General features: G+C 68.1%; 24 protein-coding genes and 1 pseudogene. 7 read left to right on the top strand and 18 right to left on the bottom strand.

What is annotated here, in order from left to right; translation table 11 throughout:
• Positions 1-13: 13 nt before the first annotated feature.
• From ABD301_RS37965 to ABD301_RS38005, 9 genes and pseudogenes are all read right to left on the bottom strand, one after another.
• Complete coding sequence (locus ABD301_RS37965; RefSeq protein ID WP_344314930.1) at positions 14-904, bottom strand: alpha/beta fold hydrolase; 891 nt, start codon at positions 902-904, stop codon at positions 14-16.
• Between the two features lie 14 nt (positions 905-918).
• Positions 919-3,138 carry a glycosyltransferase gene (locus ABD301_RS37970; RefSeq protein WP_344314931.1) on the bottom strand — a complete coding sequence of 740 codons (2,220 nt, stop codon included), beginning with the start codon at positions 3,136-3,138 and terminating at the stop codon, positions 919-921.
• Positions 3,139-3,578: 440 nt separating this feature from the next.
• The gene (locus tag ABD301_RS37975) at positions 3,579-3,986 is read right to left on the bottom strand and encodes a hypothetical protein (RefSeq protein ID WP_344314945.1); all 408 of its coding nucleotides are present in this window, start codon (positions 3,984-3,986) and stop codon (positions 3,579-3,581) included.
• Between the two features lie 142 nt (positions 3,987-4,128).
• A pseudogene (locus ABD301_RS37980) lies at positions 4,129-4,434 on the bottom strand (type II toxin-antitoxin system VapC family toxin); the annotation flags it as partial.
• Between the two features lie 2 nt (positions 4,435-4,436).
• The gene (locus ABD301_RS37985; RefSeq protein ID WP_163568420.1) at positions 4,437-4,637 is read right to left on the bottom strand and encodes a hypothetical protein; all 201 of its coding nucleotides are present in this window, start codon (positions 4,635-4,637) and stop codon (positions 4,437-4,439) included.
• A gap of 120 nt (positions 4,638-4,757) precedes the next feature.
• Positions 4,758-6,098, bottom strand: coding sequence for a sensor histidine kinase (locus ABD301_RS37990; protein WP_344314932.1), 1,341 nt, complete (start codon positions 6,096-6,098; stop codon positions 4,758-4,760).
• Positions 6,095-6,778 (bottom strand): response regulator transcription factor, encoded by a 684-nt coding sequence (locus ABD301_RS37995; protein ID WP_163568417.1) that lies wholly within the window; start codon positions 6,776-6,778, stop codon positions 6,095-6,097. Before ABD301_RS37995 ends, ABD301_RS37990 begins: the two co-directional genes overlap by 4 nt.
• A 22-nt stretch (positions 6,779-6,800) precedes the next feature.
• Positions 6,801-8,021, bottom strand: coding sequence for a DUF1501 domain-containing protein (locus ABD301_RS38000; RefSeq protein ID WP_344314933.1), 1,221 nt, complete (start codon positions 8,019-8,021; stop codon positions 6,801-6,803).
• Between the two features lie 9 nt (positions 8,022-8,030).
• Complete coding sequence (locus tag ABD301_RS38005) at positions 8,031-9,344, bottom strand: DUF1800 domain-containing protein (protein WP_344314934.1); 1,314 nt, start codon at positions 9,342-9,344, stop codon at positions 8,031-8,033.
• A 260-nt stretch (positions 9,345-9,604) separates the two neighbouring features.
• Here ABD301_RS38005 and ABD301_RS38010 point away from each other — a divergent pair, with 260 nt between their 5' ends.
• Positions 9,605-10,273, top strand: coding sequence for a phosphatase PAP2 family protein (locus ABD301_RS38010; protein ID WP_344314935.1), 669 nt, complete (start codon positions 9,605-9,607; stop codon positions 10,271-10,273).
• Between the two features lie 88 nt (positions 10,274-10,361).
• On the opposite strand, the gene ABD301_RS38015 is transcribed toward ABD301_RS38010, so the two are convergent.
• Genes ABD301_RS38015 through ABD301_RS38035 form a run of 5 tightly spaced genes read right to left on the bottom strand, consistent with a single transcriptional unit; the run spans position 10,362 to position 15,085 of the window.
• Positions 10,362-11,483, bottom strand: a complete 1,122-nt coding sequence (locus ABD301_RS38015; protein WP_344314936.1) for an LLM class flavin-dependent oxidoreductase — start codon at positions 11,481-11,483, stop codon at positions 10,362-10,364.
• A 29-nt stretch (positions 11,484-11,512) separates the two neighbouring features.
• A complete protein-coding gene (locus ABD301_RS38020; RefSeq protein WP_163568414.1) occupies positions 11,513-12,049 on the bottom strand; it encodes a flavin reductase family protein in 537 nt (178 codons plus the stop codon).
• Positions 12,046-12,609 (bottom strand): NADPH-dependent FMN reductase, encoded by a 564-nt coding sequence (locus ABD301_RS38025; RefSeq protein ID WP_163568413.1) that lies wholly within the window; start codon positions 12,607-12,609, stop codon positions 12,046-12,048. Before ABD301_RS38025 ends, ABD301_RS38020 begins: the two co-directional genes overlap by 4 nt.
• Positions 12,606-13,967, bottom strand: a complete 1,362-nt coding sequence (locus ABD301_RS38030; RefSeq protein ID WP_344314937.1) for an NtaA/DmoA family FMN-dependent monooxygenase — start codon at positions 13,965-13,967, stop codon at positions 12,606-12,608. The genes ABD301_RS38025 and ABD301_RS38030 overlap by 4 nt, the downstream gene beginning before the upstream one ends.
• 17 nt (positions 13,968-13,984) lie before the next feature.
• A complete protein-coding gene (locus tag ABD301_RS38035; RefSeq protein WP_344314938.1) occupies positions 13,985-15,085 on the bottom strand; it encodes an LLM class flavin-dependent oxidoreductase in 1,101 nt (366 codons plus the stop codon).
• Positions 15,086-15,355: 270 nt separating this feature from the next.
• On the opposite strand from ABD301_RS38035, the gene ABD301_RS38040 reads away from it, so the two are divergent.
• Genes ABD301_RS38040 through ABD301_RS38060 form a run of 5 tightly spaced genes read left to right on the top strand, consistent with a single transcriptional unit; the run spans position 15,356 to position 22,655 of the window.
• Positions 15,356-16,669 carry an SWIM zinc finger family protein gene (locus tag ABD301_RS38040; RefSeq protein ID WP_344314939.1) on the top strand — a complete coding sequence of 438 codons (1,314 nt, stop codon included), beginning with the start codon at positions 15,356-15,358 and terminating at the stop codon, positions 16,667-16,669.
• Positions 16,666-18,171: a DUF5691 domain-containing protein gene (locus tag ABD301_RS38045; RefSeq protein ID WP_344314940.1), complete on the top strand. Its 1,506-nt coding sequence runs from the start codon at positions 16,666-16,668 to the stop codon at positions 18,169-18,171. Before ABD301_RS38040 ends, ABD301_RS38045 begins: the two co-directional genes overlap by 4 nt.
• Before the next feature lie 34 nt (positions 18,172-18,205).
• A complete protein-coding gene (locus tag ABD301_RS38050) occupies positions 18,206-19,288 on the top strand; it encodes an ATP-binding protein (RefSeq protein ID WP_344314941.1) in 1,083 nt (360 codons plus the stop codon).
• The gene (locus ABD301_RS38055) at positions 19,285-21,492 is read left to right on the top strand and encodes a DUF5682 family protein (RefSeq protein WP_344314942.1); all 2,208 of its coding nucleotides are present in this window, start codon (positions 19,285-19,287) and stop codon (positions 21,490-21,492) included. The genes ABD301_RS38050 and ABD301_RS38055 overlap by 4 nt, the downstream gene beginning before the upstream one ends.
• Positions 21,489-22,655, top strand: a complete 1,167-nt coding sequence (locus ABD301_RS38060) for a VWA domain-containing protein (protein ID WP_425552016.1) — start codon at positions 21,489-21,491, stop codon at positions 22,653-22,655. The genes ABD301_RS38055 and ABD301_RS38060 overlap by 4 nt, the downstream gene beginning before the upstream one ends.
• Positions 22,656-22,722: 67 nt before the next feature.
• On the opposite strand, the gene ABD301_RS38065 is transcribed toward ABD301_RS38060, so the two are convergent.
• The 4 genes from ABD301_RS38065 to ABD301_RS38080 all read right to left on the bottom strand — a co-directional run bounded on the left by ABD301_RS38065 (position 22,723) and on the right by ABD301_RS38080 (position 24,549).
• The gene (locus tag ABD301_RS38065; RefSeq protein ID WP_163568408.1) at positions 22,723-23,052 is read right to left on the bottom strand and encodes a hypothetical protein; all 330 of its coding nucleotides are present in this window, start codon (positions 23,050-23,052) and stop codon (positions 22,723-22,725) included.
• 193 nt (positions 23,053-23,245) lie between these two features.
• Positions 23,246-23,554, bottom strand: coding sequence for a hypothetical protein (locus ABD301_RS38070; protein WP_163568407.1), 309 nt, complete (start codon positions 23,552-23,554; stop codon positions 23,246-23,248).
• 171 nt (positions 23,555-23,725) lie between these two features.
• A complete protein-coding gene (locus ABD301_RS38075) occupies positions 23,726-24,013 on the bottom strand; it encodes a hypothetical protein (protein ID WP_279580292.1) in 288 nt (95 codons plus the stop codon).
• A gap of 209 nt (positions 24,014-24,222) precedes the next feature.
• Positions 24,223-24,549 carry an SRPBCC family protein gene (locus tag ABD301_RS38080; protein WP_163568406.1) on the bottom strand — a complete coding sequence of 109 codons (327 nt, stop codon included), beginning with the start codon at positions 24,547-24,549 and terminating at the stop codon, positions 24,223-24,225.
• Between the two features lie 243 nt (positions 24,550-24,792).
• On the opposite strand from ABD301_RS38080, the gene ABD301_RS42650 reads away from it, so the two are divergent.
• On the top strand, positions 24,793-24,894 hold the full coding sequence (locus ABD301_RS42650; protein ID WP_390624007.1) for an SEC-C metal-binding domain-containing protein: 102 nt from the start codon (positions 24,793-24,795) through the stop codon (positions 24,892-24,894).
• The last annotated feature ends 74 nt before the right edge of the window (positions 24,895-24,968 follow it).

Below are 24,968 nucleotides of genomic sequence, written 5' to 3' on the forward strand. Positions count from 1 at the left end.
TCAAAGAAGACATTCACGATGATGCCAGGAATTCACGGATCAACGCGGCCGCGGCGGCTGGCTTTTCGTAGTGGACGAGGTGACCGACCCCGGAAATCGTACGCAGCTGGCCATCGGCCAACTGCGGCAACAACCAGCGTTGGCCAGCCGGCGGCGCCATCCGGTCCCGCTCGCCGGCGATCAACAACGTCCGCATCGAAATGCCGGCGGCATAATCGCCGACGCCCGCTTCGCCGACCTCGGAAAAGGCCTCCACCAACAGCTGGCGATTGTGGAAATCGCTGAAATGCAGTAAATGCCGGCGGTGAATGTCCTTGCGTAGCTCACGATCGCGGGTGACCGCCATCGCCGCGCTCATCGAGAGCGTGAAAGCCTTGCTGGCCAACAGAACGTGACCGGCACGGGGTGGCGCGGCGGCCGCGAGGCGATAATACGCGGAAGCGAGCCGCAACCCGAGCCGACCCGGTCCGCCACGCGCCGGCACCGGCGTCGCCAACGAATTGACCAAAATCAACGAACTCACCAGCGATGGCTCGGTGGCCGCGATGCGAGCGGCCACGATGGAGCCGAAGGAATGTCCGAGCAGCACCACTGGCCCGACCGCCAGCTGCCGGATCAGGCCCGCGATGACCGTCGCATAGCCGGCGACATCGTGCTTGCGGCCCGGCATCGGCGGCGAGGCACCAAAACCTGGCAGGTCCGGGCTGACCACCTGGAATTCCGACAGGTTTCCGGCGATCAGCTCCAAACCCTGGTGGGTGCCGCGAAAACCGTGCACCATCACGATCACCGGCGAATGACCGTCCAGGCGCGGAGTCGGATAATACGTCCAATAGCGCACCTGCGCACCATCCACGACCGCGGTCGCCGGCACCGAGGCCCGTACGCCATCCGCCCTGGGCACAGCCGGGACGGTGGTCACCTGGCCCGGCCGGACAGCCGGGCCAGCTGGCTGCGCAGGCTGATCCGGGCGGCCGGCTGGAGCGCGGCACGGGAGACACCGGAACCGGCGATCAGCTGCTCGACCAGGTCGGCCGGCGAGCCGTCGATGACCGCGCGGTAGATGTCTTCGAAGGTGCTGAGCACGGTGGCGATGTCGTGGCTGGCGATGATCCGGCTGCTGGCGGCACCGAAGGTGGCCCGCAGCAGGGGGTCGCCGAGCAGCTCCTGCAACCGGCGAGCGAGGCCGTCCACGTCACCGGGCTCGAAGAGCCAGCCGTTCTCGCCCGGGCGTACGAGGTGCGGCAACGCCATCGCGTCGGCGGCGACGACGGGCTTGCCCGACGACATCGCCTCCATGGTGGCGATGCTCTGCAGCTCGGCGATGCTCGGCATGCAGAACACGTCGGCCGCCGCGTACGCGTCACGGACTTCCTCGTCGGTCACCAGGCCGGTGAAGTGCACCCGGTCGGCGAGCCCCAGCTCGGCGGCCAGTGCCTGCAGCGGCTGCCGGCAGGCACCGCTGCCGACCACGGTCAGGTGCGGCGGCTCGGGCAGCTCGATCCGGCCGAGCGCCCGGATCAGCTCGTCGATCCGCTTTTCCTCGTCGAGGCGACCGACGAACGTCACCATCGGCGGCCGCGGCTCCGGATGTGCTGCCTTGAACTCGTCGGCGTGGCGCTTATAGACATCGACGTCGATGCCGCAGGAGACCGGGATCGCGATCGCCGGGAAGCCGTTGTCGTGCAGCAGCTCGACCGCCCGCGCGGTCGGCGCGGTGACCACCTGCGCGCGGATGTAGCGCCGGATCACCGACCGCCACAGGTGCCGGCCGGCCATTCCCCGTACGAAATGGGGCAGGTGCAGCGAACCGTAGAGGTTCTCCGGCATGAAGTGGTTGGTGGCGACCACCGGGATGCCGCGCTTGGGCCCCTGGCTCAGCAGCGCGCTGCCGAACAGGAAGTGCGACTGGATGTGGACCACGTCCGGCTTGACCGTGTCCAGCAGCCGAGCGGTGGCCGGATGGATCCGCCAGACCGGGGTGAGCCGGAAGGTGGGGTGGAACCAGGTCGTCGGGTACGAGCCGATCCGATGCACCGTGACGCCGTGGTAGTCGGTCACCTCGTCGTGGATGGTCCGCGACGGGCACACCACGTGCACCTCGTGGCCGCGCTCGACCATGCCGCGGGCCAGCCGGGAACCGAACCGGGCGGCGCCGTTGATGTCCGGCGGGAAGGTGTCGGCGGCGATCAGGATCCGCAGCTTGCGTTCGGTCAGCCCGAGCAGCGCGGCGGTCGCCAACGACGACGATCCGGTGGGCTCGTCCTTGTGCTCCAGCCGGCGCAGCCGCTCCGGGTGGTAGCGGGCCAGGATCGCCACCCCGACGCAGGCCGCCAGCGCGCCGACGACCTCACCGGTGATGATCCACACGTTGTTGCGTACGCCTTCACCGAGCACCCCGATGCCCAGGCCCACCGCGACCAGCGGGTCGACCACGGTCAGGCACGCGACGACCAGGTCGGGCGGACCGCTGGAATACGCCAGCTGCAACATGATCACGCCGACGACCAGCGACAACACCAGGAAGAGCACGGACAGCAGCGGGATGCCGGTGATGCCCTCGGTGCCGAACCCCTGCATGATGCTGCGCATCTGCAGTGACACATAGCCGTATCCGATGCCGGCGCCGGTGGCCAGCGCCACGCACCGCACGTTGCCCTTGGCCAGCAGACTGACCAGGCAGAGCACGCCCAGCCCCAGGCCGACCAGCTGGGTGGCCCGGGTCTCGGCGTCCGCACCCACCACGGTGGAGGTCGCGCCGTTGGCCGCGACCAGCACGAACAGCAGCAGGCCGGCGACCGTGGCCACCATCCCGGCGGTGGCCCGGTGACCGAGCCGGCCGCGGCTGGATCGCGCGTACAAAAGCACGGTCAACGGCAACGCGAGCGCACCGACCGGCTGCACGATGGTCAGCGGCGCGAACCCGAGCGCGAGCAGATGCGAGACGACCCCACCGACGATCACCGTGAGACCGAGCAGCCACCGTGGTGTCCGCAAGAGGTGCAGGAGACCGGCGGCACCAAGCTTGTTCTCGCCGCTGACCTCCCCGACCGCGCCGTGCTGCAACCAGGCGCCGGCCGCGTAACAGCACGCGCCGAAGGCGGCCAGGAGAATGGCGACACCAGTGATTGCGGTCATCTGCGGCTACATCCGTACCGGGCGGCGGTCGTCATCGTCGACTTCATGTTCACTGCCCAACTTTGCCTGGTTATGAACAACCGGTGACAACCTAAGGTCGCCATCGGTCGGGACTTCACGTTGGCGACACCTAAGGCGCGAATTAACCTTATGCCCGGGACGCTGAGACGTAGCTGAGCGACTGCTGAGAATTCGCGCCACGGCCAGCCTCCCCACTGCCCGGCCGTTCAGCGGTGAATCGGCTACATCGCCGAACCGGCTCTACAACAGAGAATAGGCCAAACCACCCCCGGTCTCGCCACCCGGAGGTGCTACCCCGCACTACCCCTAAAGGTGGAGAGTCCGCTGGTCAATCATCCTTGAGACTAAGTATGTCCACTCTGGACGCCGGCCGGGAATGAGGTTAACGACGAATTCACCAGCATTCCCCAACAAAATTGTCAGCTGCGATCAACGGACTCCGGCGGCAGCGGTTGGCGTTCCATGCCCCGGCGGTGGAAGAACGCACCCATCGAGCCGGCTACCGTGGCGACCACGGTGATCGCGTAGAACTCCAAGATGAGGTCGATCACCCGGGCCGCCGGGCTGATCGGGTTGGCGAGGTTGGACGACACCGTCAGCAGCTGCCCGGTCGTCCAGAACAGCGCGTCACCGTACGAGTGGATCTGGCTACCCTGCGCGCCCATCTCGACAAACATGATCGGCACGCTCGCGACGAGGTCCACCACCACACTCAGGATGAGCAGGAAGCCGAGCCGCTCGCGTAGATGCAGATGCGTCGGGCTGGTCCCCCGGATGACGTGGTAAATCTCCCGAAACGCCCGTCCCATCAACCCCACCACCGGCATCCGCCCAGTATGGACTTCGCCGCGGCCTACTCCGGCAGCAGCGTAACGCCTCAACGTGTTGCGGCAGTACGACCGTGAAGTGACGCAGGTCAAGGGTGGCGACTTCACGCACGCCGAGTCGCTCGGCCAGTGCGATTACGGAGGCATCCGTGGTGCCCAGCGGCAAGTCGCCATACTGCGCGACCAGCTCAGCCATCCGCGCGTAGTCACTGCTGCGCAGTTCAGCTGTTTCGAAGTCCCCTTCAGACAAGGCGCCCAGAAACGCGGCCTCGGCCCGCGGCCCGGCTTTGGTTGCCAAGAGATATCCCACCTCAGCAACTACGGTCGTCGGCATGATTAGCCTGCGGTTGGCCAGGTGCATGCCGGTAAACAGTTCGACACATCGATGATGATCCGCGTCTTTGAACAATGCGGCCGCCACCAGCGGGCCGGTGTCGCAGATGAGCACACTTACCGACCGAAGCCCTCAGCAAGGACGTCTTCGCTGCGGGCTGCGATGTCGGTGCCGTCACCGGGGGCTATACCGAACCAGGCCGGCGGCCATTGGCGCGCGGGACGCAACCGCCCGCGGACCTCTTCAAGCGCCTTGGGTACCTGCTCGTCCGGCAACTCCTGGACCAGGCGAGCCAGCTCGTCGCGTTCGCCACTCATATTCGCGAGTTTACCGCCTTCAGCCCTGATCCGGGGTGAAGGTATGGACGACGCGAGGGCGACGTTGTGGGGTGAGAAACGGGGCATTCCGACCCTGAAACGTCACCCTCGCGAGGGTGGTCAGGGGGTGGGGAGGTGGATGGTGAAGCGGGCGCCGCCTTCGGGGGCGGTGCTGGCGGTGATGGTGCCGCCGAGGCGTACGACGAGGCCGCGGACCAGGGCGAGACCGATGCCGGTGCCGCCGGGGCGTTGTCCGCGGTAACGCTCGGTCAGCACCGACTTCTCGAAGGCCACCGCGAGGTCTTCCGGGTTCAGGCCGGGGCCGCCGTCGCGGACTTCCAGCACCGCGGAACCCGGTTCGACGCGCAGCGCGATGACCATCATGGCGCCGGCGGGGGTGGCGCGCAGGGCGTTGTCGGCGAGGCCGTCGACAATCTGCCGGACACGGCCCGGATCGGTGCGTACGACGACAGGTGAATCGGCTGCCTCCAACCGGAAAACCAGCCCGGCGGCAGTGCAGCGAGCGGACCAGACCTGGGCGGCGGCGCGGACGACCTCGGCGAGGTCGGTGGGCGCGTGGTCGATCCGGAAGTCCTGGGCCTGCAGCCGGGCGAGGTCGAGCAGGTCGCCGATCAGCCGGTCCAGCCGCTGCGCCTCGGTCAGCATGATCTGGCCGGTGCCTACCGCGTCGTCAGCAACGCCATCGGACAGAGCCTCGGCGAACCCGCGGATGGTGGTCAGGGGCGTACGCAGTTCATGTGATACGGAAAGCAAAAAGTCGCGCTGCCGGCGCTCGCTCACCTCCAGCGCACCGGCCAGCGAATTCACCGCTTCGGCCACCGAGGCGACCTCGACCGGGCCGCTCGGCGTCACCCGTACGGACCGCTCGCCAGCCGCCATCCGGCGGGCGCCAGCTGAGGTCAACCGCAGCGGTCTTGCCAGTCTTCGGGCCAAAAGTACGCCGGCGGCGACGGCCACCAACAGGCCGGCGAGGGCGGCGACCAGCTCTCGCCACAGGAACTCGTCCTGATCCTTTGGCGCGAGGCTTGCCACTTGTACGAGCGCGAGCCCGCCGCCGTCGTCCAGCGGCCGGCCTTCCACGTACGAGCGCTCACCATCGACCGTCTCGACCCGGGAAAATGCCTGCCCAGCCAGCAAAGCCTTCATGTCAGCGGCCGGCAACACCTCGCCGCGCACCTCGCCGCCGGGCAACGCGATCGTCAGTTTGGTGCCAGCCTTGGACAACAGCTGGCGCACCTTCGCCGAGGCGGTGCGCTGCGGGTTCAGGCCGGCGACCAGGGTGGCCTGGCGGGCCAACTGGCGGCGGGCCTGAGTTTCCGCGGCGGACCGGATCAGCGGGTACGAGACGATCGCGGCGACCAGCAGGCACACCACCGCGACGGCCGTGGTGACCAGGCCGATCCGGAAACCGAGCGTCTTCAGTGTGGGCAGTGTCCTCATGGGCGGTCGACGCCGTAGCCGACGCCACGGAAAGTACGGATCGGGCACGCGTCGCCGAGTTTGGAGCGCAGCTGGGCGACATGCACGTCGACCGTACGACTGCCCGGCCCGGCGTGCCCCCAGACCTGCGCGAGCAGCTGCTCGCGAGAGAAGACCTGGCCGGGCCTGCGGAGCAGGTGCGCGAGCAGGTCGAACTCGGTCGCCGTCAGCTCCACACCGGCCTCCCCGACCCGCACTCCCCGACCGGCCACATCCGTGCTGACCAGGCCATTCGTCAGGATGGGCGGCGGCCAGGCGTCGGCGCCGCGCCGCAGGACCGCCTTGACGCGGGCGACCAGCTCCCGTGGCGAGAACGGCTTGGTCAGGTAGTCGTCGGCGCCCATCTCCAGGCCGAGGATCCGGTCGGCCTCGTCGTCACGCGCGGTGACGAACAGGATCGGCGTCCGATTGCCATCCGCGCGTAGCGCTTTGCAGACCTCCAGTCCATCCAGCTCGGGCAGCCGGATGTCGAGCACGATCGCGACCGGGTGCAGGGTACGAGCCGCGGACAGCCCGGACCGGCCATCGGCGCAAATGTGCACACCGAATCCGTCCCGGCGCAGATACATCCGCTGCAGGTCGGCGATCGGCCGCTCGTCCTCGACCAGCAGGACGAGCCCCTTGCTGGACTCCGTGGTCACGGCGTGAGCGTACGCACGGCCGTCACAGGAACGCGAGCTGTTGCCGGCCGGCGCCCAGGATCTGGCCCGGATCGGTGCCCAACACCTTGCCGACCAGCGTCGCGTACACATCCCGGAAGTCCGTCGTCGCGGCCAGGTCACCGTCGTCCAGTTTCGCGAGGCTTGGTTCGTCGCCGTAGAAGCCGCCGGCGACTGGTTCGCCAGCAATGAAAACCGGGCCGGCGGTGCCGTGATCGGTGCCCTGGTTGGCATTCGCGGCCACTCGGCGGCCGAATTCGGAATAGACCGCGACCACGACCTGCTTTCCCTTGACCTTGCCGAGGAATCCGTTGACCGCGCTGTCCAACTCACCGAGCAGCTTGGACTGGGTGCCTTTTTCGTTGGAGTGCGTGTCAAAACCGCCCAGGCTGACGCTGTACGCACGAGTGGGCGCATTCGCCGCTATACATCGCGCCACCACGTCGAGTTGCGCGCCCAACGCGCCCTGCCCGCCGCCGGAGTTGCCATCGGTGGGCCGCTCCGGGTCGTCCGGCGGCTCCGACTTCGCGGTGTGTGCGGCGAAAGTTTGTTCCACCCGGAGAAGATCCGTCATCGAGCCGGCGGCCCGGGCTTCCAACGCCGGGTCGGCCGGGTCGGTCCGACCCATCGACTGCACCGGCGAATGCAGGGCTGACGGGATGGTGATGCCACCGAGCGGCAGCGCCGCACCGGCCACCTCGGCGCCGGCGAGCAGCGGCGGCAGCGTCGACCCGATCGCGATCGCTTTCAACGGATCCCGGCCGTTCGCGTCCAGCCACCGGCCCAGCCAGCCGGTGGGCAGCGGGCTGGTCGGCGAGGCGGTCTGCCAGATCGCCATCGAGCGAAAGTGGCTGTGATCCGGCTTCGGATAGGACACTCCACGTACGATCGCCAGCTTTTTGCTGTCCCACAACGTTTTGAACCCCTTCATCGACGGGTTCAGACCGAGCCCGTCGGCGAGCGGCAACACGTCCTTCTCCTCGTACGCGAGATCCGTCCGCGAGCTGTGATAAACCGGATCGCCGGCCGGTATGACCGTGTTCAGCCCGTCATTTCCGCCGTAAAGCGTGACAAGAACGAGCACCGAAGCGTCGCCCGGCAGTGGATTCGCCTCCGCCGCGGCCATCACCTCATGCAGCGTCACCGCGGTGGCGCCGCCCACCAGCGCGACACCGGCGGTCACTCCGCTCGCGAGCAGGAACTTGCGGCGTGTCAACGTGTCCATGGTTCCCCTTCAGCGACTGACGATGTATTCGGGCGCGGCCAGCGCCAGCGTGAGAAGCTCGGCCGGATCGCTGGCAGCGCTGGAAAGCACGCCCTGGGTACGAGCGGTCCAGGCATCGACGCCGAGCATCGCGGCCACGTACGCGGGCCGCTGGCTGACGCTTTGCGCCGACAGCGCCTTGAGATCGGCGGCCTTGGCCAGCGACTCGGCGAGCTTGATCCGAGCCTGCGCGGCCGACGTGGTCAGCCAGGCGCCACCGGTCGGCCAGCCGCCGACATTCGGCGGATCGAACGGCACCTGTCCCAGCCCGGCCAGCCCCCGAAGCAGGCCGGACTGGAGCTTCTTGTCCACTGTGGACGGACGCAGTTTCAGGTCACGGAACATCCCCACGGCGTAGTCGATCGGTTGTTTCACGATCACGCTGTCCGCATCGAGAAAGGCCGGATCGCTGAAGATCGCCCGAAACATCGCGGTCAGGTCGCGTTTTGGCCCGTACGCACTGGTGATCCGGGCCAGGCTGGACGCGCTTGGCGGGGTAGGAGCGACCAACCACCCCCACATCCGAGTGGCCAGATAAGGCGCCGAATCGGGCCTGCTGACCAGCAGATCCACCAGGGTCTGGTCGGTGAAGTCCGCGGTCGTGCCGAGAATCGTCTGCGGCCCGCTGGCGTGTCGCTGCGCGGCAAAAGTCGCGGTCATGATGGCGGCCTTGCGATCCACTCGCCACCCGGTCAGCGCCTGCGCGGCCTGCCGCACGTCATTTTCCGAGTAGTGCCCGACTCCGAGCGTGAAAAGCTCCATCAGCTCGCGGGCGAGGTTCTCGTTTGGCGCCTTCGCGGTGTTGCCGCTCGCGTCCAGCCAGATCATCAGCGCCGGGTCGCGTACCATTTGCTTCGCGAAAGCCCCGAAATCCGCGCCACCGAGCTGCCGCTCGGTCTGGTTCTGTGCCACCATCGCGGCCGGCGACTTCACCTTCTTCACCGAGGTCGCCCAGTGCCCGTGCCAGAGCAGCGTGCGCTTCTCCACCCACGGCTGGTCGGCGGCCACCATCCGATCCAGCCACCACAGCACCAGCTGCTCGGTCTGCGCCTTCAGCTGCTTCGCGTACGTCTGCCGAGCCGCCTTGTCCCCCTTCCCCGGCGCGGTGAGTGCGGCGAAACTCGGAGGCTGCGTGCCGGTCGATGGTGGGGCGGCCAGCACGCGATCCACAGTCGCCGCGAACCCGCTGGTCACCGCCGCATCGACGGCCTGGCCTGGCGCGTTGAAGCCGGTCCGCCGCAGCAACCGGCTGACTGCCGCTCTCGCGCTGATCTGAGCTCCCATGCCGCCCACTCTGGCGCCCGAATGTTCGAGGAATGCAAAGAACGGATTCGTGCCAGGTCTGGGTTTGGACGCAACCTCCCACCTACCGTCGTGCGTCTAGACGATGAGGGGCCAAGGCCCTGATCCCAGCCGGCCGCGGGTACCCCAACCCCAACCCGCGGCCGGCTGGCAGAACCTGGAGTGCGCAAACACGACCCAAGAGTCAGGCAGCCGTGGGTCTTGGCGACCTGGGGTTGGGAAACGCGACCTAGAGTCGAACCATGCAGCACCTCGTCGTCAAGGGCCGGCGGCCCGAACCCGGGCAGGTGGTCGCGGCCGGCATCATCGCGGTGGTGGTGTTCGCCGGCGGCTTCGCCGCGGTGCTGCACTCGATCCGCCAGGCCAGCGGGATAGCGGACTGGGACCGGCCTGTTCTCGGGTACGCGCTGGGCCACCGGACCGGCCCGCTGACCAGCGTGTTCGAACTAGCCACCAGCCTCGGCGCGGGCGTAGGGCTGTATGTGGTCGCGCTCGTGGTAACGGCCCTCGCGAGCTGGCGGCTGCGCTCGCTGTGGCCGGTCGCGCTGGTGGCGGCTACCCTGACCGGTGCCGAGATTTCCAGCAATATGGCCAAACTCCTGATCCACCGGGCACGGCCGCCGGAGCTGGACTGGCTGACTCAGGTGACTGGGTATGCGTACCCGTCCGGCCACACGCTGCTGTCGGTCGCGACGTACGGCGTGCTCGCCTACCTCGGGTGCCTGATGGTACGGGCGCGCTGGGCCCGGATCGCGGTGGTGGCGGCCGCCGCCGCGCTGGTGCTGATGATCGCCACCAGCAGGCTCTACCTGGGCGTCCATTGGCTGACCGACGTGCTCGGCGGCTTCCTGTTCGGCGCGGCCTGGCTGACCGTCATCCTCGCCGTCGTGTTCCTCACCGTGCGCGACTGACCCCGAAAACGTCACCCCCGCAAGGCTCCATCCCCACGCGAAGGTGACGTTCCCGAGGCCGGTTACCCGGCGGCGCGAACGGCGAAACTCAGCCGAGCCATTCTTCGGCGATCAGCTGGTGCGAGCGGACCCGGTCCGCGTGGTCGTACGTGATGGTGGTGATCAGCAGTTCGTCCGCGCCGGTGGCGGCTCGTACGACCGCCAGCTTCGCGGCGACGGTCGCCGGCGAGCCGACCAACTGGGTGTCGACTCGGTCGGTGACCAGCTCGCGGTCCTCGTCGGTCCAGTTGTACGCGGCGGCTTCGGCGGCCGACGGATACGAGCGAGCGCCCTTGCCGCTGCGAATCGCCAGCACCCACAGTCCGTACGGCGCCGCCAGCTCGGCGGCCTTCGCGTCCGTCTCGGCGACGACCACGTCCGCGGACACCACCACATACGGCTCGGACAGCCACTGGGAGGGCCGGAACGCCGACCGGTAGGCATCGATCGCGGCCAGCACCCCAGCCGGCGCCACGTGGTACGCGGCCGCGAACGGCAGGCCGAGCTTGCCGGCCAGGATCGCACTTTCCCCGCCGCTGCTGCCCAGAATCCACGGCTGCACGTCGGCGCCCTCACCGGGAACCGCATGCGCCTGCACGCAGTCGCCGGATTTGTACGTACCAGCAAGGAAAGCGAGAATGTCGTGCACCGAGTCCGCGTAGTCGACCGGGGTCGAGCCGGGCAGGTGCAGCAGGCTGTTTTCCAGCGCGAGCTTTCCCGACCGGGCCGCCCGGCCGATCGGAAAAGGTCCCGGGACCAGCAGTCCGTCGATGACTTTCGGCTCCTGCTTGGGCGGTTCCGGGATTTTGACACCTGGCGGTGGCGGCTTGCGATGGCCCGAACGCCCGAGGCCGAGGTCGATCCGACCGGGATAGAACGCGGCCAACGTGCCGAATTCCTCCGCCACCGACAGGGCCGTGTGGTGTCCCAGTTGAATGGCGCCGGCGCCGACCCGGATCCGGCTGGTCGCGGCCGCCACCTGGCCGATCAGCACCGCGGTCGCCGAAGAAGCCACGCCGGTCGCGATGTGGTGCTCGGCGAGCCAGTAGCGGTGAAAGCCAGCTGCCTCGGCTTTTTGGGCCAGCTCAACGCTGTTGCGGACGGCATCGCGGGCAGTCCCGCCAGCCGGCACCGGCGACAGATCGAGAATGGACAGTGGAGTACGGGTCATCGGACTCTCCCCGCTCATGGGTTTGCGTTTCATCGCAGCCCTTTCCAGATGCCCTGGTGGGCGACCAGCGGAGCCGCCTCGGGGTGCGGGCCGTCGATTCCAGCGCCTGCTGGCACCGCGCCATCGACCACTGCGGCGATCACCACGACGTGGTCACCGGCCTCGATCCGAGTGTGTACGCGGGCCACCAGGTGAGCCAGCACGTTGGGCAGCAGCGGCACCTGGTACGGCCCGTGCCGCCAGCCCGGCACCGCGGCGAAACGGTCGATGCCGCTGGTCGCGAAGACCCTGGCGAGGTCGCCCTGGTGCTCGGCAAGCAGGTGCACCGCCACGTACTCGCTACGGCTCAGGGTCGGCCAGCTCGACGCCGTACGAGAGATGTTGAAGCTGAGCAACGGCGGATCGGCGGACACCGACACCAACGAAGTGGCGGTGAACCCGACAGGTTTGTCCGCGCCGGCGGTGATAACCGCGACCCCGACCGCGTGCTGGCGAAAGACCTCCCGGAAAAGCGGCTCGACACCTGCCGAGCATGAATCAGTCACCAGCGCCGAAACGGTGCTCATCCCACACCCACCTTTTCCAGTGCCGAAGCCAGAACTTTCGCGTGATCGTCGACCCACTGGGAGGCCACCGCCTCGGCCCGCGAGAGATCTGACTCGGGCACGCCCAAAGCCGGCGCCGGCACTGTCGCGCCCACCTCCAGCAGCACCGCACTCAGAGTGTCCGATGTGGACCGTACGTGTGCTGGCGAGCCGGCGACGGCGACCGGTACCACGACGGTGTCGGCGAGATGCCCCGGCGGCAGCAGATCCAGAAAGGCCTTCAACAACCCGGTGTAAGTGCCCTTGAAAGACGGAGTCGCGACCACGATCAGGTGGGCATTTTGGACCAACGCAAAGGGATCATCGCCGGTGGTCGGCGGCGGCGGCCGGTCGTCGGGTTGGCCGGCGATCCGGATCTGTACGACGTCCGCAAGCTCCACCGTCCGCCAGCGGGGCTGCCACCAATCAGCCTCCCATCGGGCGCCGAGGGCCGCTGCCACAGCGGCGGCCAGTCCGCTCGTACGAGACCCCGCCCGTGGGTGCCCGACCAGGATCACCGCATTGATTTGCGCCGCTGTCATACCGAAACCACCGCGCTCGACGGGCTTTGCTCGCGTTCTTCGACGGGGGCCAAGCCGAGATGCTCCCGCAGCGTCGAGCCGGCATACTCGGTACGGAAAACTCCACGTTCCTGCAGCTCTGGCACCACTTTGTCGACGAAGTCATCGAGCCCGCCGGGAGTCAGGTGGGGCACCAGGATGAAGCCGTCGGAGGCGTCGTTCTGGACGAAACTGTTGATCTCCTCGGCGACTTGGCGAGGCGTACCAATGAAAGACTGCCGGCCGGTGATCTCGATGACCACCTCGCGAAGGCTGAGGTTCCGCTCGGCGGCGAGCGCCCGCCATTTCTGCACGGACGCGAGCCGATCCCGGTGGGTACGAGCCCGGCCCTGCGAAATCGAGACGGCGTCCGGCTCCGGATCCACGTCTGGCAGCGGACCTTCCGGGTCGTAGCTGGAAAGATCCCGGTTCCAGAGTTGTTCGGCGAACGCGATCGCGGTCTGTGGACCGACCTGCTGGCGTCGTACGTCAGCGGCGAGTTCGTGTGCCTGCGCCTGCGTGTCACCGAGGATGTACGTGACGCCCGGCAGGATTTTCAGCTGGTCGCGATGGCGGCCGTATTTCGCCAGCCGCGACTTCATGTCCTGGTAGAAAGCCTGCCCCTCGGCCAAAGTGCCGTGCCGGGAGAAGATCGCGTCCGCGGTCGCCGCGCCGAATTCCCGGCCACTGTCCGAGTCACCGGCCTGGATGATGACCGGATGGCCCTGCGGCATCCGTGGTACCGAGAACTCACCGGCGATGTCAAACTGCTTGCCCTGGTGAGAAAACGGCCGCAGGCCACCAGCTCGGACGAACTGGCCGTCGGCCACGATCGCGTCCGCGGCCCAGGAATCCCACAACTCGCGGGCGGCCTGCACCATTTCGGCGGCTCGCTCGTACCGCTGCGAGTGGTCCAGAAAGCCGCCGCGGCGAAAGTTCTCGCCGGTGAAGGCATCCGAGGACGTGACGACGTTCCAGCCGGCCCGGCCGGCTGAGAGGTGGTCGAGAGTGGCGAACTGGCGGGCCAGCTCGTACGGCTCGTTGAAGGTCGCGTTGATCGTGCCGGCCAGCCCGAGTTTCTCGGTCACCGCCGCCAAAGCGGCGAGCACGGTGAAGGTGTCCGGCCGGCCCACCACATCGAGGTCGAAGATCTTCCCGCGCTGTTCCCGAAGTCGCAGCCCTTCGGCCAGGAAGAAGAAGTCGAACTTGCCGCGCTCGGCGGTTTGCGCGAGGTGCACGAAACTGCGGAAGTCGACGTTGCTGCCCGAGCGCGGGTCGGTCCAGACCGTGGTGTTGTTGACACCGGGGAAATGGGCGGCGAGGTGGATCTGTTTCGGCATGGTCAGGTCCTTCCGGATCAGGCCGCGTAACGGCTGGCCGGCCGCGGCAGGCCAAAACGGTCCCGCAGCGAGCCCGACGCGTACGCGGCCGGCAGAAGTCCACGGTCGGTCAGGATCGGTACGGCGTGGTCGACGATCGCTTCGAGTCCTTGCGGCAACACCGCGGCCGACAGCGTGAAACCGTCAACCACGTCGTGCCATTGCTCGATCAGATCAACCAAACCAGCGCCGGATCCGACGAAAGTCAAACAACTGGTGGAGGAACTGGCCCTTAGGTCCAGTCTTTCCTGCAGTGCGACCGCTTCCGGCTCCGACCCGGCGACCGTGGTGGCGACGTCGACGAGAAAGGCCACCTGGTCCGGATCGCGGCCAGCGGCGGCCACCGCGGCCCGTACCCGCTGGCGAATGTCGGTTGCCTCGGCCAGTTGCCGGGCCGAGCTGTGCACGATATCGGCCCACTGCGCGGCAATCGGCAGCGCCGCGGGATCGTCCACCCGTACGGACACCAGTGGCTGGCCCTGCGGTGAGCGCGGGGTGATCGACGGGCCGCGGACGGAAAAGAACTCGCCGGCGAAATCGACGTAATGCAGCTTGTCCCGGTCGATGAAACGTCCGGTCGGCGCGTCCCGGATCTCGGCGCCGTCCTCCCAGCTGTCCCACAACCGGCGCACCACGTCGATCGCGTCGCCGGCCTCAGCCCACAGTCGATCGGACGATTCGGCTGGGCGACGGCCGAAATGTGCGGCCTCGGCGGCCGTACGTGAGACATCGGCGTGCCAGCCGGCCCGGCCATTGCTCACATAGTCGAGCGTGGCCACCGATTTCGACACGTGGAACGGCTCGGTATGAGTGGTGGTCACGGTCGGCAGCAACCCGATGTGGTCCGTTGCCGGCCCGATGCGGGCGGCCACCAACAATGCGTCGAGCTGACCGCCAACCCCTTCGACAGGCGCGAAAGAGTCAGCGATGGTCAGGAAGTCGAAGCGGCCGCGCTCGGCCAGCTGGGCCAGCGACACGTAGTGCTGACCAGTGAACAGCGAGCGCGGATCGGCCGAGGTCTCGGCCCAGCCGGCCCGATGGTGGCCGGCCGCGGTCAGCGCGAACCCGAAATATGGCATGGGGAGGGATTTCCCTTTCGTACCAACACCAAGGGACCCGAGGGCCGCGAAAACAGCCGGTTGGGTGGGACGGACGGACGGCGGTTAGCCGGGACAGACGGAGCTGTGCACGCGGCACAGGTCGACGTGCCGACGCTGGGTGAGCGCGAGCCGGCGCATCCATCGCCTCCAGTCCGTGGTGGGGCCGCGGGCATTGGGAGTGACAGCGTCCGGCGCCCCGGTTTCTATTCCCGCCCGGACTGTCGGCGGTGGTCGATACGCTTGGCGACCGTGGGACAGCGGTGGGATGGGGAGCAGGTGCTGGCACTGGCGCCGGACGAGGCGTCGGTGCGGGCCGCCAGAGGGCTGTCCACGGACAGCCCGTGGAGCGCGGCCGGCGCGGCCGACACTCAGACGTTCACGGCCATGTGGGGGCTCTGCGCGGGCAGCGGCAAACGGCCGTACCAAGTGATCGTGGACCTGACCGGGCCCGCCTACAAATGCACCTGCCCGAGCCGCAAGTTCCCCTGCAAGCATGCCCTCGCACTGCTGCTGCGATGGTCGAGCGGGCAGGTCGCAGACACCGAGATTCCGCCTTGGGCGGGTGAGTGGCTGGAGGATCGCGCGGCCAAGTCACTGACCGTACGAGCTGAGCGGACCCCTGACCCGGTAGCCGCGGCCAAGCGCGCGGAGCAACGGGAGGCGCGAGTCAGCGCCGGGCTGGACGAGCTGGACCAGTGGCTCAGCGACCAGGTGCGGACCGGCCTGGCCGGGCTCAGCCGTGGCGGATATGCGCAGCTGGACGCGATGGCGGCCCGGATGGTCGACGCGCAGGCACCGGCCGTCGCCGGGACGCTGCGGCGGCTCAGCACGGTCGGGACCGGGTGGACGGACACGGTGCTCGCCGAATACGGGATGCTCCGGCTGCTGGTACGAGCGCATCGCCGCATCAGCGAGTTGCCGGCGCCGCTGGCCGCGACCGTAAAGGCGCAGGTCGGCTATCCGGTGAGCCGGGAGGACGTGCTGGCCACCGCGCCGGTCACCGACACCTGGCAGGTGCTGGGCTGGCGGGACACCGAGGACCCGCGGCTGCGGACCCGGCGGGCGTGGTTGCTCGGCAAACAGACCGGGCGGCCGGCGCTCGTCCTGTCGTACGCGGCCTCGGTGCAGCAGTCGCTGGACGCCTCGCTGATCCCAGGCGAAGAGGTGCGAGCGGACGCCCATTTCTATCCGGGCGCGGAAGGTTTGCGTGTCCTGATCGGGGAAAGGCACGGCGAACCGCAGCGGATCTCAGAGATAGCCGCAATGCCTCCGGGACCGGCGCCTCCAGGGACGATGGCCCAGGCGGCCAGCCAGTGGGCGGCCGGGCTGGCGGCCAATCCGTGGCTGGAGGCCTGGCCGGTCCTGCTCGCCGGGGTGACGCCCGTACGGCATGACGACGACTGGACGCTGGTCGGCGACGGCACTGTGCGGCTGCTGGGCGCCGATCCGTGGCCACTGGTGGCGGTCTCCGGCGGCCACCCGGTCGACGTGCTGGCCGAATGGACGGCCACCGGCGTAAGAGCGGTGTCCGTGCTGACCGAAACCGCGGTGATCCGGCTATGACCAGTTGGGACGACCTGGTCGCGGCGGCGACGGTGGGGACGGCTCGCCGCCAGGTCGACCTCGCGACGCTGCCGGCTGGCATCGCCCGGCCGGTCCGCCAACTGGTCGACGCACACCAACCTGCCGACCCGGCCGGGACGCTGCTCGACGCGGCTGCCTTCCTCACCGCGTACCGGCGGGCCGGCCAACCACTGGCCGCGCCCTCCACAAACCGGCCGCAGCCCTCCCCGCACGACCTGCGACCGACCGCGTCTTCGCTGGTCACAGCCGCTTTGGTTGGCGTTCTCGGGGGCGGCGACAGCGTCCTGCTCCAGGAGTTGGCGACCGCGATCACGGCGGCCGGCCAGCGGGTGCCGGAGGCCCAGATCCCGAGTCTGCTGGACCGCGCCGCCGGGCACGGCGACCTCGCGAAAGCCTTGCTGGGCGCGGTCGGCGAGCGGGGTCGCTGGCTGGCCGGACAGCGACCGCAGTGGCGGAAGCTGCGTGCGTACGGCGACACCGCCGCGCCGCTGCCGGCGGACTGGCGGCTCGCCGATCCGCTCAGCCGGCGGGACGATTTCGCGGCCGCTCGGCGGTATGACCCGGACGCCGCTCGCGAGGCACTTATGGCCGATTGGGATGACGAGTCGCTGCCAGACCGGCGAGACCTGCTGGCCGCCTTCGCCGACCAGCTGACTCCGGCTGACGAGCCAGCCCTGAACCTGGCCGCCACCGATCGCCGGCGCGAAGTCCGGGAAATCGCCTGGGAGTTGCTGCGCCGACTGCCCGACTCGGGCCGCAGCCAGCGGATGGCTGAGCGGGCCCGGACCCTGGTGATCTTCGAGAAACGGCTGCTCGGCCGGCCGAAAATGCTGGTCCTGACACCCTCGTACGACGCAGGCATGCGCGCCGACGGGATCGCCGAAAAGCCCGGCCGCCAGGGCGAGGGGCTGTCCGCTTTCTGGTTGCGCCAGATCATCACGGCCACCCCGCTGAAGACCTGGACCGCTGACGTAACCGCAGGCCTAACCCCCGCCGAGCTGCTCGCGCTGACCGACAACCAACCCTTCGGCGGCGAGCTGCGGACCGGCTGGACCGAGGCCGCGCAGCTGGAGCAGAACCTGGAGTGGGCCACCGCGCTGGTCGCCGCCCTCGGGCCGTACCGAGCGCAGCCACTGCTGACGATCCTGCCTCCACAGGCCCGTACGCGAGTGGTCGCGCAGGCCTTGCGCGAGGACGGCCAACGCGCGTTGTCGCTGCTCAGTGGGTGCCCGCGACCTTGGCCGTCGGCGCTGTCGGAGGCCGTGCTGGAGGCACTGGCCGAGGACCCGAAGTCGTACGTGCCAACGGCCACTATCGAGCTGGTTGGCTACCGCGCGGCCGCGGACGACAGCAGTCCGCGGATCGCTGAGCTGCTGCGACAGCTCGCTGACCGGTTCGCCGACAGCCGCGCCGAGCCGGCTCTGCGCCGGGCCGCACACTTGATCGACCTCCGCCGCCAGATGCTGGAGGGACTGCGATGACAGCCAGACCGAACCAGATGCCGGAGGGTTCACGTTGACCGAGTTGCTGCGGCCGCACGCCGAGCAGGAGTACGCGGACGAGCTGGCGGCGCTGGCGAAAGTCGACGACCGGCCGCGGCCGCCGCGCTGGCGGCTGTCGCCATGGGCGGTCGTCACGTACCTGCTCGGCGACACGCTGGCCGACGGCACGGTCATCTCGCCGAAATATGTCGGACCTCGCCGCCTCGTCGAGGTAGCGGTCGCGACCCTGGTCACCGACCGCGCGTTGTTGCTGCTCGGGGTCCCGGGCACCGCCAAGACCTGGGTGTCCGAGCACCTGGCCGCGGCGATTTGCGGCGACTCGACGCTGCTCGTACAGGGCACGTCCGGGACGCCTGAGGAAGCCATTCGGTACGGCTGGAACTACGCCCGGCTGCTGGCCGAAGGGCCCACCGCAGCCGCCCTGGTCTCCTCGCCAATCATGACCGCGATGACCGACGGCCGGATCGCCCGGATCGAGGAGCTGACCCGGATCCCGAGCGACGTGCAGGACGCGTTGATCACCGTGCTGTCCGAGAAGACCCTGCCGGTGCCCGAGCTCGGCACCGAAGTTCAGGCGGTGCCCGGCTTCAACGTGATCGCCACCGCCAACGACCGCGACCGCGGCGTGAACGAACTGTCCAGCGCGTTGCGGCGGCGGTTCAACACGGTCGTCCTGCCGCTGCCGGCCTCCGCCGAGGAGGAAGTGGAGATCGTCGCCCGGCGAGTCGAGCAGCTCGGCCGGTCGCTGCAACTGCCTGAGGTGCCGGCCGCGGTCGCCGAGATCCGCCGGGTGGTCACGGTGTTCCGCGAGCTGCGCACCGGCGGCACCGAAGATGGGCGTACGAAGCTCAAGTCACCCTCGGGCACCCTCTCGACGGCCGAGGCGATCTCCGTTCTGACCAGCGGTTTGGCGCTGTCCGCACATTTCGGTGACGGGGTGCTGCGGCCGTCCGACATCGCCGCCGGCATCCTCGGCGCGGTGATCCGCGACCCGGTCTCGGACCGGGTGGTGTGGGTGGAATACCTGGAGGCGGTCGTCCGCGAGCGGGACGGGTGGGCCGACTTCTACCGGGCCTGCCGTGAGGTCACCGGGTGAGCGTGACCATCCTGCCGATCCGGCACCACGGACCGGGCTCGGCCCGGGCGGTGCTGGCCGAGCTGGAGCGGCTGCGGCCGCAAGTGGTGCTGATCGAGGGCCCGCCGGACGCCGACGGGCTGCTGGAGCTGGCGGCGGACCCGGAGATGGAACCGCCGGTGGCCCTGCTGGCGTACCTGCCGGACCAGCCGCGCCGGGCGTCCTTCTGGCCGTTCACCGCGTTTTCGCCGGAATGGCAGGCAATCCGGTGGGCGCTGGACGCGGGCGTGCCGGTACGGTTCTGCGACCTGCCGGCCGGCGCCGGGCTCGCCCGCGAACCGTCCGATGACAGCCCCGATAGCGACCCCGACAGCGGCAACCTGCAGCAGGACCCGCTCGGGATGCTCGCCGCCGCGGCCGGCTACGACGACCCGGAGCGCTGGTGGGACGCGGTCATCGAAACCCGCGATCCCGCGGCGGACAGCCCTTTTCCAGCGGTCATCGAGGCGATGGCGGCGCTGCGCGAGGCCATGCCGCCGACCGATCCGTGGGAGCACCGGCGGGAAGCTCAGATGCGTACGGTCCTGCGCAAAGCCATCAAGGACGGCGCGGACCCGATCGCGGTGGTGTGTGGTGCGTGGCACGCGCCGGCGCTGCTCCCGCCGTACCCGACCGCGACCGCCGATCGTCAGCTGCTGACCGGGCTGGCCAAGCGCAAGGCCACCCTGACCTGGGTGCCGTGGACGCACACCCGGATCGCAGCGGCCTCCGGCTACGGCGCCGGCATCACCTCCCCGGGCTGGTATCACCATCTCTTCACCTCCGCCGACCGGCCGGTGGTGCGATGGCTGACCGCGGTTGCCGCCACTTTGCGTGACCAGGACCTGCCGGTGTCGTCCGCGCATGTCATCGAGGCGACCCGGCTGGCCGAAACACTCGCGGCGCTGCGCGGCCGATCCCTGGCCGGGCTCGCCGAAGTGACCGAAGCGACCCGCTCGGTGCTCTGCGACGGCAGTGACATGCTGGTCGATCTGGTCACCACAAACCTTGTGGTGGGCGAAAAACTCGGCTCGGTGCCGGCATCGGCGCCGACCGTGCCACTGGAGGCGGACCTGCGGGCGCAGGCCCGCCGGCTCCGGCTGGCGATCGCGGCCACCGAGAAGACAATCACTCTTGACCTGCGTAAACCCAACGACCGCGAACGGTCTCGGCTGCTGCACCGGCTGCTCGCCATCGGCGTGGACTGGGCCGTGATGGCGGACTCGCAGGTCCGGCACACCGGTACGTTCGCCGAGACCTGGACACTGGCCTGGCGGCCCGAACTCGCGGTCGCGGTGATCGACGCGGCCCGCTGGGGCACCACCGTCGCGGCCGCGGCAGCCGCACTTTTGGTCGATGCGGCCGACAAAGCCGAAACCCTGACCGACGTAACCGACGTGGTCGAGCGCGCACTCCTTTCCGACCTGCCCGAGGCATTGGACGTCGTACTGTCCGCATTGGACGCCAAAGCCGCGGTCGACCTGGACATCGCGCATTTGATGGCCGCACTGCCGGCTTTGGCTCGGTCACTGAGATATGGGGACGTACGAGGCACCGACACCGGTGCGCTCGGTGCGGTCGCGGACGCCATCGGGATCCGGCTCTGCGCCGGGCTGCCCGCTGGCATCGGGTCGTTGGACGACGCCGGTGCGCAACAGATGAGTAAGCGCATCGATGAAGTTCATGATGCGATCGCGCTGCGAGACCAGACCGACGGCCGGGAACGCTGGCTGGATACGCTGGCCGGCCTGATCGACCGGCGGGATGTGCATGGACTGCTGATCGGTCGAATGGTTCGGCTGCTGCTGGACAGCGGCCGGTTGCCGGTTGGTGACGCGGCCCGGCGGCTCGACGCGGCCCTCTCGATCGGCACCACCGCGACCGGAAAAGCCGCCTGGATCCAGGGATTCCTGGCCGGCGGCGGGCTGCTGCTCCTGAACGACCCGGAACTGCTCGGCATTCTGGACGACTGGGTGTCCACATTGGACGCCGATGACTTCGTCGCGGTGCTTCCGTTGCTGCGCCGCACTTTCGGAACGTTGCCCAGTGGCGAGCGGAGCAATCTGGCCGACAAGCTACGCAAGCGTACGAGTGTGCGGGCGGAAAGCGAGACCGACGACATCGACGCCGAGCGGGCCGCCGGTGCGATCGCTACCGTCGCGTTTTTGATGGGAGTGGCCGAATGAGCGACCCCGATATGAGTGATAACAGACAGCGGCGCTGGCGACTGCTGCTCGGCGACCCGGCCAGCACCGCGCTCGGCGGAGTTTCCGGTGCGGACGCGGCCATGGACGGCGCTTTGAACGCGCTTTATGAGCCACCCGAACGTGGAAGTGGTGACCGGTCGGCCGGGCTCGGGGATTCCGCGCCGCGGGTGGCTCGCTGGCTGGCGGACATCCGAACGTACTTCCCATCCAGTGTCGTGCAGGTGATGCAGGCCGACGCGATCGACCGGCTGAACCTCGCGCGATTGTTGCTGGAGCCGGAAATGCTGGCGTCCGTCCAGCCAGACGTGCACCTGGTGGGCACTTTGTTGTCGCTGCACCAGGCGATGCCGGAAACCGCGAAAGCGACCGCTCGTCAAGTGGTCGGAGCAGTCGTCACCGAGGTCGAGCGGCGGATCGCCCAGGCCACCCGGTCGGCGGTCGCCGGCGCGCTCACCCGGGCCAGCCGCAGCCGTCGGCCGCGGTTGCCGGACGTGGACTGGAACCGGACCATTCACGCGAATCTCAAGCATTACCAGCCAGACCAGAAAACCGTCATCCCGGAGCGACTGGTCGGATACGGCAGGCGGCAGAATGCCGTTCAGCGGGACGTGATCGTGGCGATCGACGAATCCGGTTCGATGGCCGAATCGGTGGTCTACGCGGGAGTCTTCGGTGCTGTGCTGGCAAGCATCGCCGCATTGCGCACCTCGGTGATCGCCTTCGACACCAATATCGTCGATCTGACCGGTCGCCTGCACGATCCAGTAGAGGTTCTTTTCGGCACCCAACTCGGCGGCGGCACCGACATCAACCGGGCGATCGCGTACGCGCAATCCCTGATCTCCCGGCCGACCGACACGCTTTTCGTTCTTATCTCTGATCTTTACGAAGGTGGCGTGCGGTCCGAGATGCTCCGGCGGATGCGCGCGATGACCGCTGCTGGCGTACAAGTGGTGGCGCTGTTGGCGCTTTCCGACTCCGGCGCGCCGTCCTACGACCGGGAGAACGCGGCCGCTCTCGCCGCGCTCGGGGTGCCGGCCTTCGCCTGCACTCCAGACGCATTCCCGGACTTGCTCGCCGAGGCGCTGGCTCGCGGCGATCTCACCGGCTGGGCGGACCGTTACCAGCTGCGCAATCAATAAACCACCGCGAGCCCGACAACTCCCCTTCTAGCAGAAGGAAAACGTCGAGCTCGCGGACGGTTTTGGCTCAGTTGTTGGGATAGTCCGGCGCGGTGCCGCCAGAGTAGTCGTAGTCGACCTTGCCGTCCTCGTTGTTGTCCGCATAGGTGTGGTCGACCGTGCCGTCTTCGTTGGTGTCGGTGTAGACGTGGTCGACCACGCCGTCACCATCACTGTCGTGCTCGATCGTGTCCACATAGCCGTCGCCGCTGCGGTCCTCATAAGCGGTGTCGAGCGTGCCGTTATGGTCAGTGTCCACCACGTCTTGCGACGTACCGTTGGAGAAGTCCTCGTGCACACCGTCAACATGCCCGTCGCCATCGTGGTCGATGTTGTAACTGTCGGTCTCGTACGTCATTTCACGGTGCCTTTCTGGGCTGAACCGCGGACCGAACCGCGGGTTGAACGTTTCGCCTGGGGAATCCAGTCCTGCTGTTGGCAATTACTTTAGGGCTCAATCGCCAGCGCACCATCCCATATCCGTGCCACCTCCGCAACGGATGGGAAAGGCCGGTCCCCGCACGGAGACCGGGCCCCTTCACAACCGGAATTCAGTTGCTGTTGTATTCCGGCGCGGTGCCACCGGAATAGTCGTAGTCGACCTTGCCGTCCTCGTTGTTGTCGGCATAGGTGTGGTCAATGCGACCGTCCTCGTTCGTGTCGGTGTACACGTGGTCGACCTGGCCGTCGCCGTCGGAGTCGTTGTAGACGGTGTCGACGTATCCGTCACCGCCAGTGTCCGCGTACACAGTGTCGACATTGCCGTCACTGTTGGTGTCAACGTAGTCGGCGGAAGTGTCGTCTGAGTAGCTCTGCGTGTAGCCGTCGACGTGGCCATCGCCGTCGTGGTCGAGGGACATGGGACTGATCCTTTCGTCAATTTCGCCGTGGTGCGAATTGACTATAACTTTACCTTCCGCCTTCCACCCCGCCATCCCCGATCCATGCCACCCCACAAAGCAGCGGGCCGGCCTCCACTGGGGGAGACCGGCCCGCTGGCCGTTCTTTGACCGCTCAATGTGACCGCTAAATCAGGTCGTGGTGTAGTCGACCTTGCCGTCATAGTTGGTGTCGTACGCGGCAGCGTCAATGTGGCCATCTTCGTTGCTGTCGACACCCACGGCGTCGACGCGACCGTCCTCGTTCGAGTCCACCTCGACGGTGTCGGCGACGCCATCGTGGTTGGTGTCCTCGTACGCGGTGTCGACGACACCATCGTGGTTGGTGTCGTAATACTCAGCGGCGTTCCCGTTGGAGTAGTCCTCGTGGACGCCGTAGTCTCCACCGCTCTCGACGCTGTAGCTGTCAACCTCAGACATGGTTCCTGCCCCTTCACGAATATGGTCTCGGTGCGGTACGACCATTACGCTACGACCCGCACTCACGCGCAGAATCCCATATTCGTGCCAACGACGCACCAGCAGGGGCCGGGTATCCGGCCAAGAAACTGTTGCCCATTACCGAAAGTTAATCGGACGTCACGTGACAATTGTCAGGTGATTAAAGTAGAGGTAAAGATCCATTAATCTTACTCTTGGGAGAGTGGCGATCCCTTGGGAGACACGAAAGTCACCACCTCGGGCGCGATCAGACCTGCCTGCGCGGCCGGATCCGCGGCGACCAGCTCGCCCAAGGCAGCCGCGGACCGCGCCAGAATCTGTTGCCAGCCGCGGACGTGCGAGCCACCCGCATAGCCGCCACCATCCGGCAGTGCGCACTCCTCGTGGGCCTGCGCGTCGGTAAGCGCCTCCCAGCCGCGATGCTCGACCGCGACCCGGGTGAGCGCCGGGCCGAGCACGCGGAACGACAGCTCCACCTTGGCCTGCCGGATCGGCGGCCGGCGCAGCGCCCGCACGGTTCTGTCGGTCGCGTCAACTGACGCTTGTCGGGCGCTCTTGATTCGGTGGCCCTTAATTCGGTGGCTCAGCCTTACGGGTGCGGTCTACCGTGGGCCGTCCTTACCAAGGAGGCAGTCATGGACCACGATTTCGACGCCCAGGCGTCCTTTTGAGCCCAGCAGCAAACGCCGCAGGGGGTTCCCTCTAGCGAGACCCACGTCAAGCGTGGTCACCGATTCGTCGGCGAAGACACCGAGCTGGTGGAAAAACTCGGCGGCAACGACCCCTGCCCATGTGGGTCCGGGCGGCGCTTTCAAACGCTGCTGCCGCACTGTTGGGCGGTACGACGACACGCTTGGTGACTACTACGTGCGCGATGATGGCGCTAGCTGAAATTCCCCACTTTTGCTAGATCATTTTCCCCAGTTGGGTGTCG

This window comes from Fodinicola feengrottensis, assembly GCF_039530045.1.
Lineage (GTDB): Bacteria > Actinomycetota > Actinomycetes > Mycobacteriales > HKI-0501 > Fodinicola > Fodinicola feengrottensis.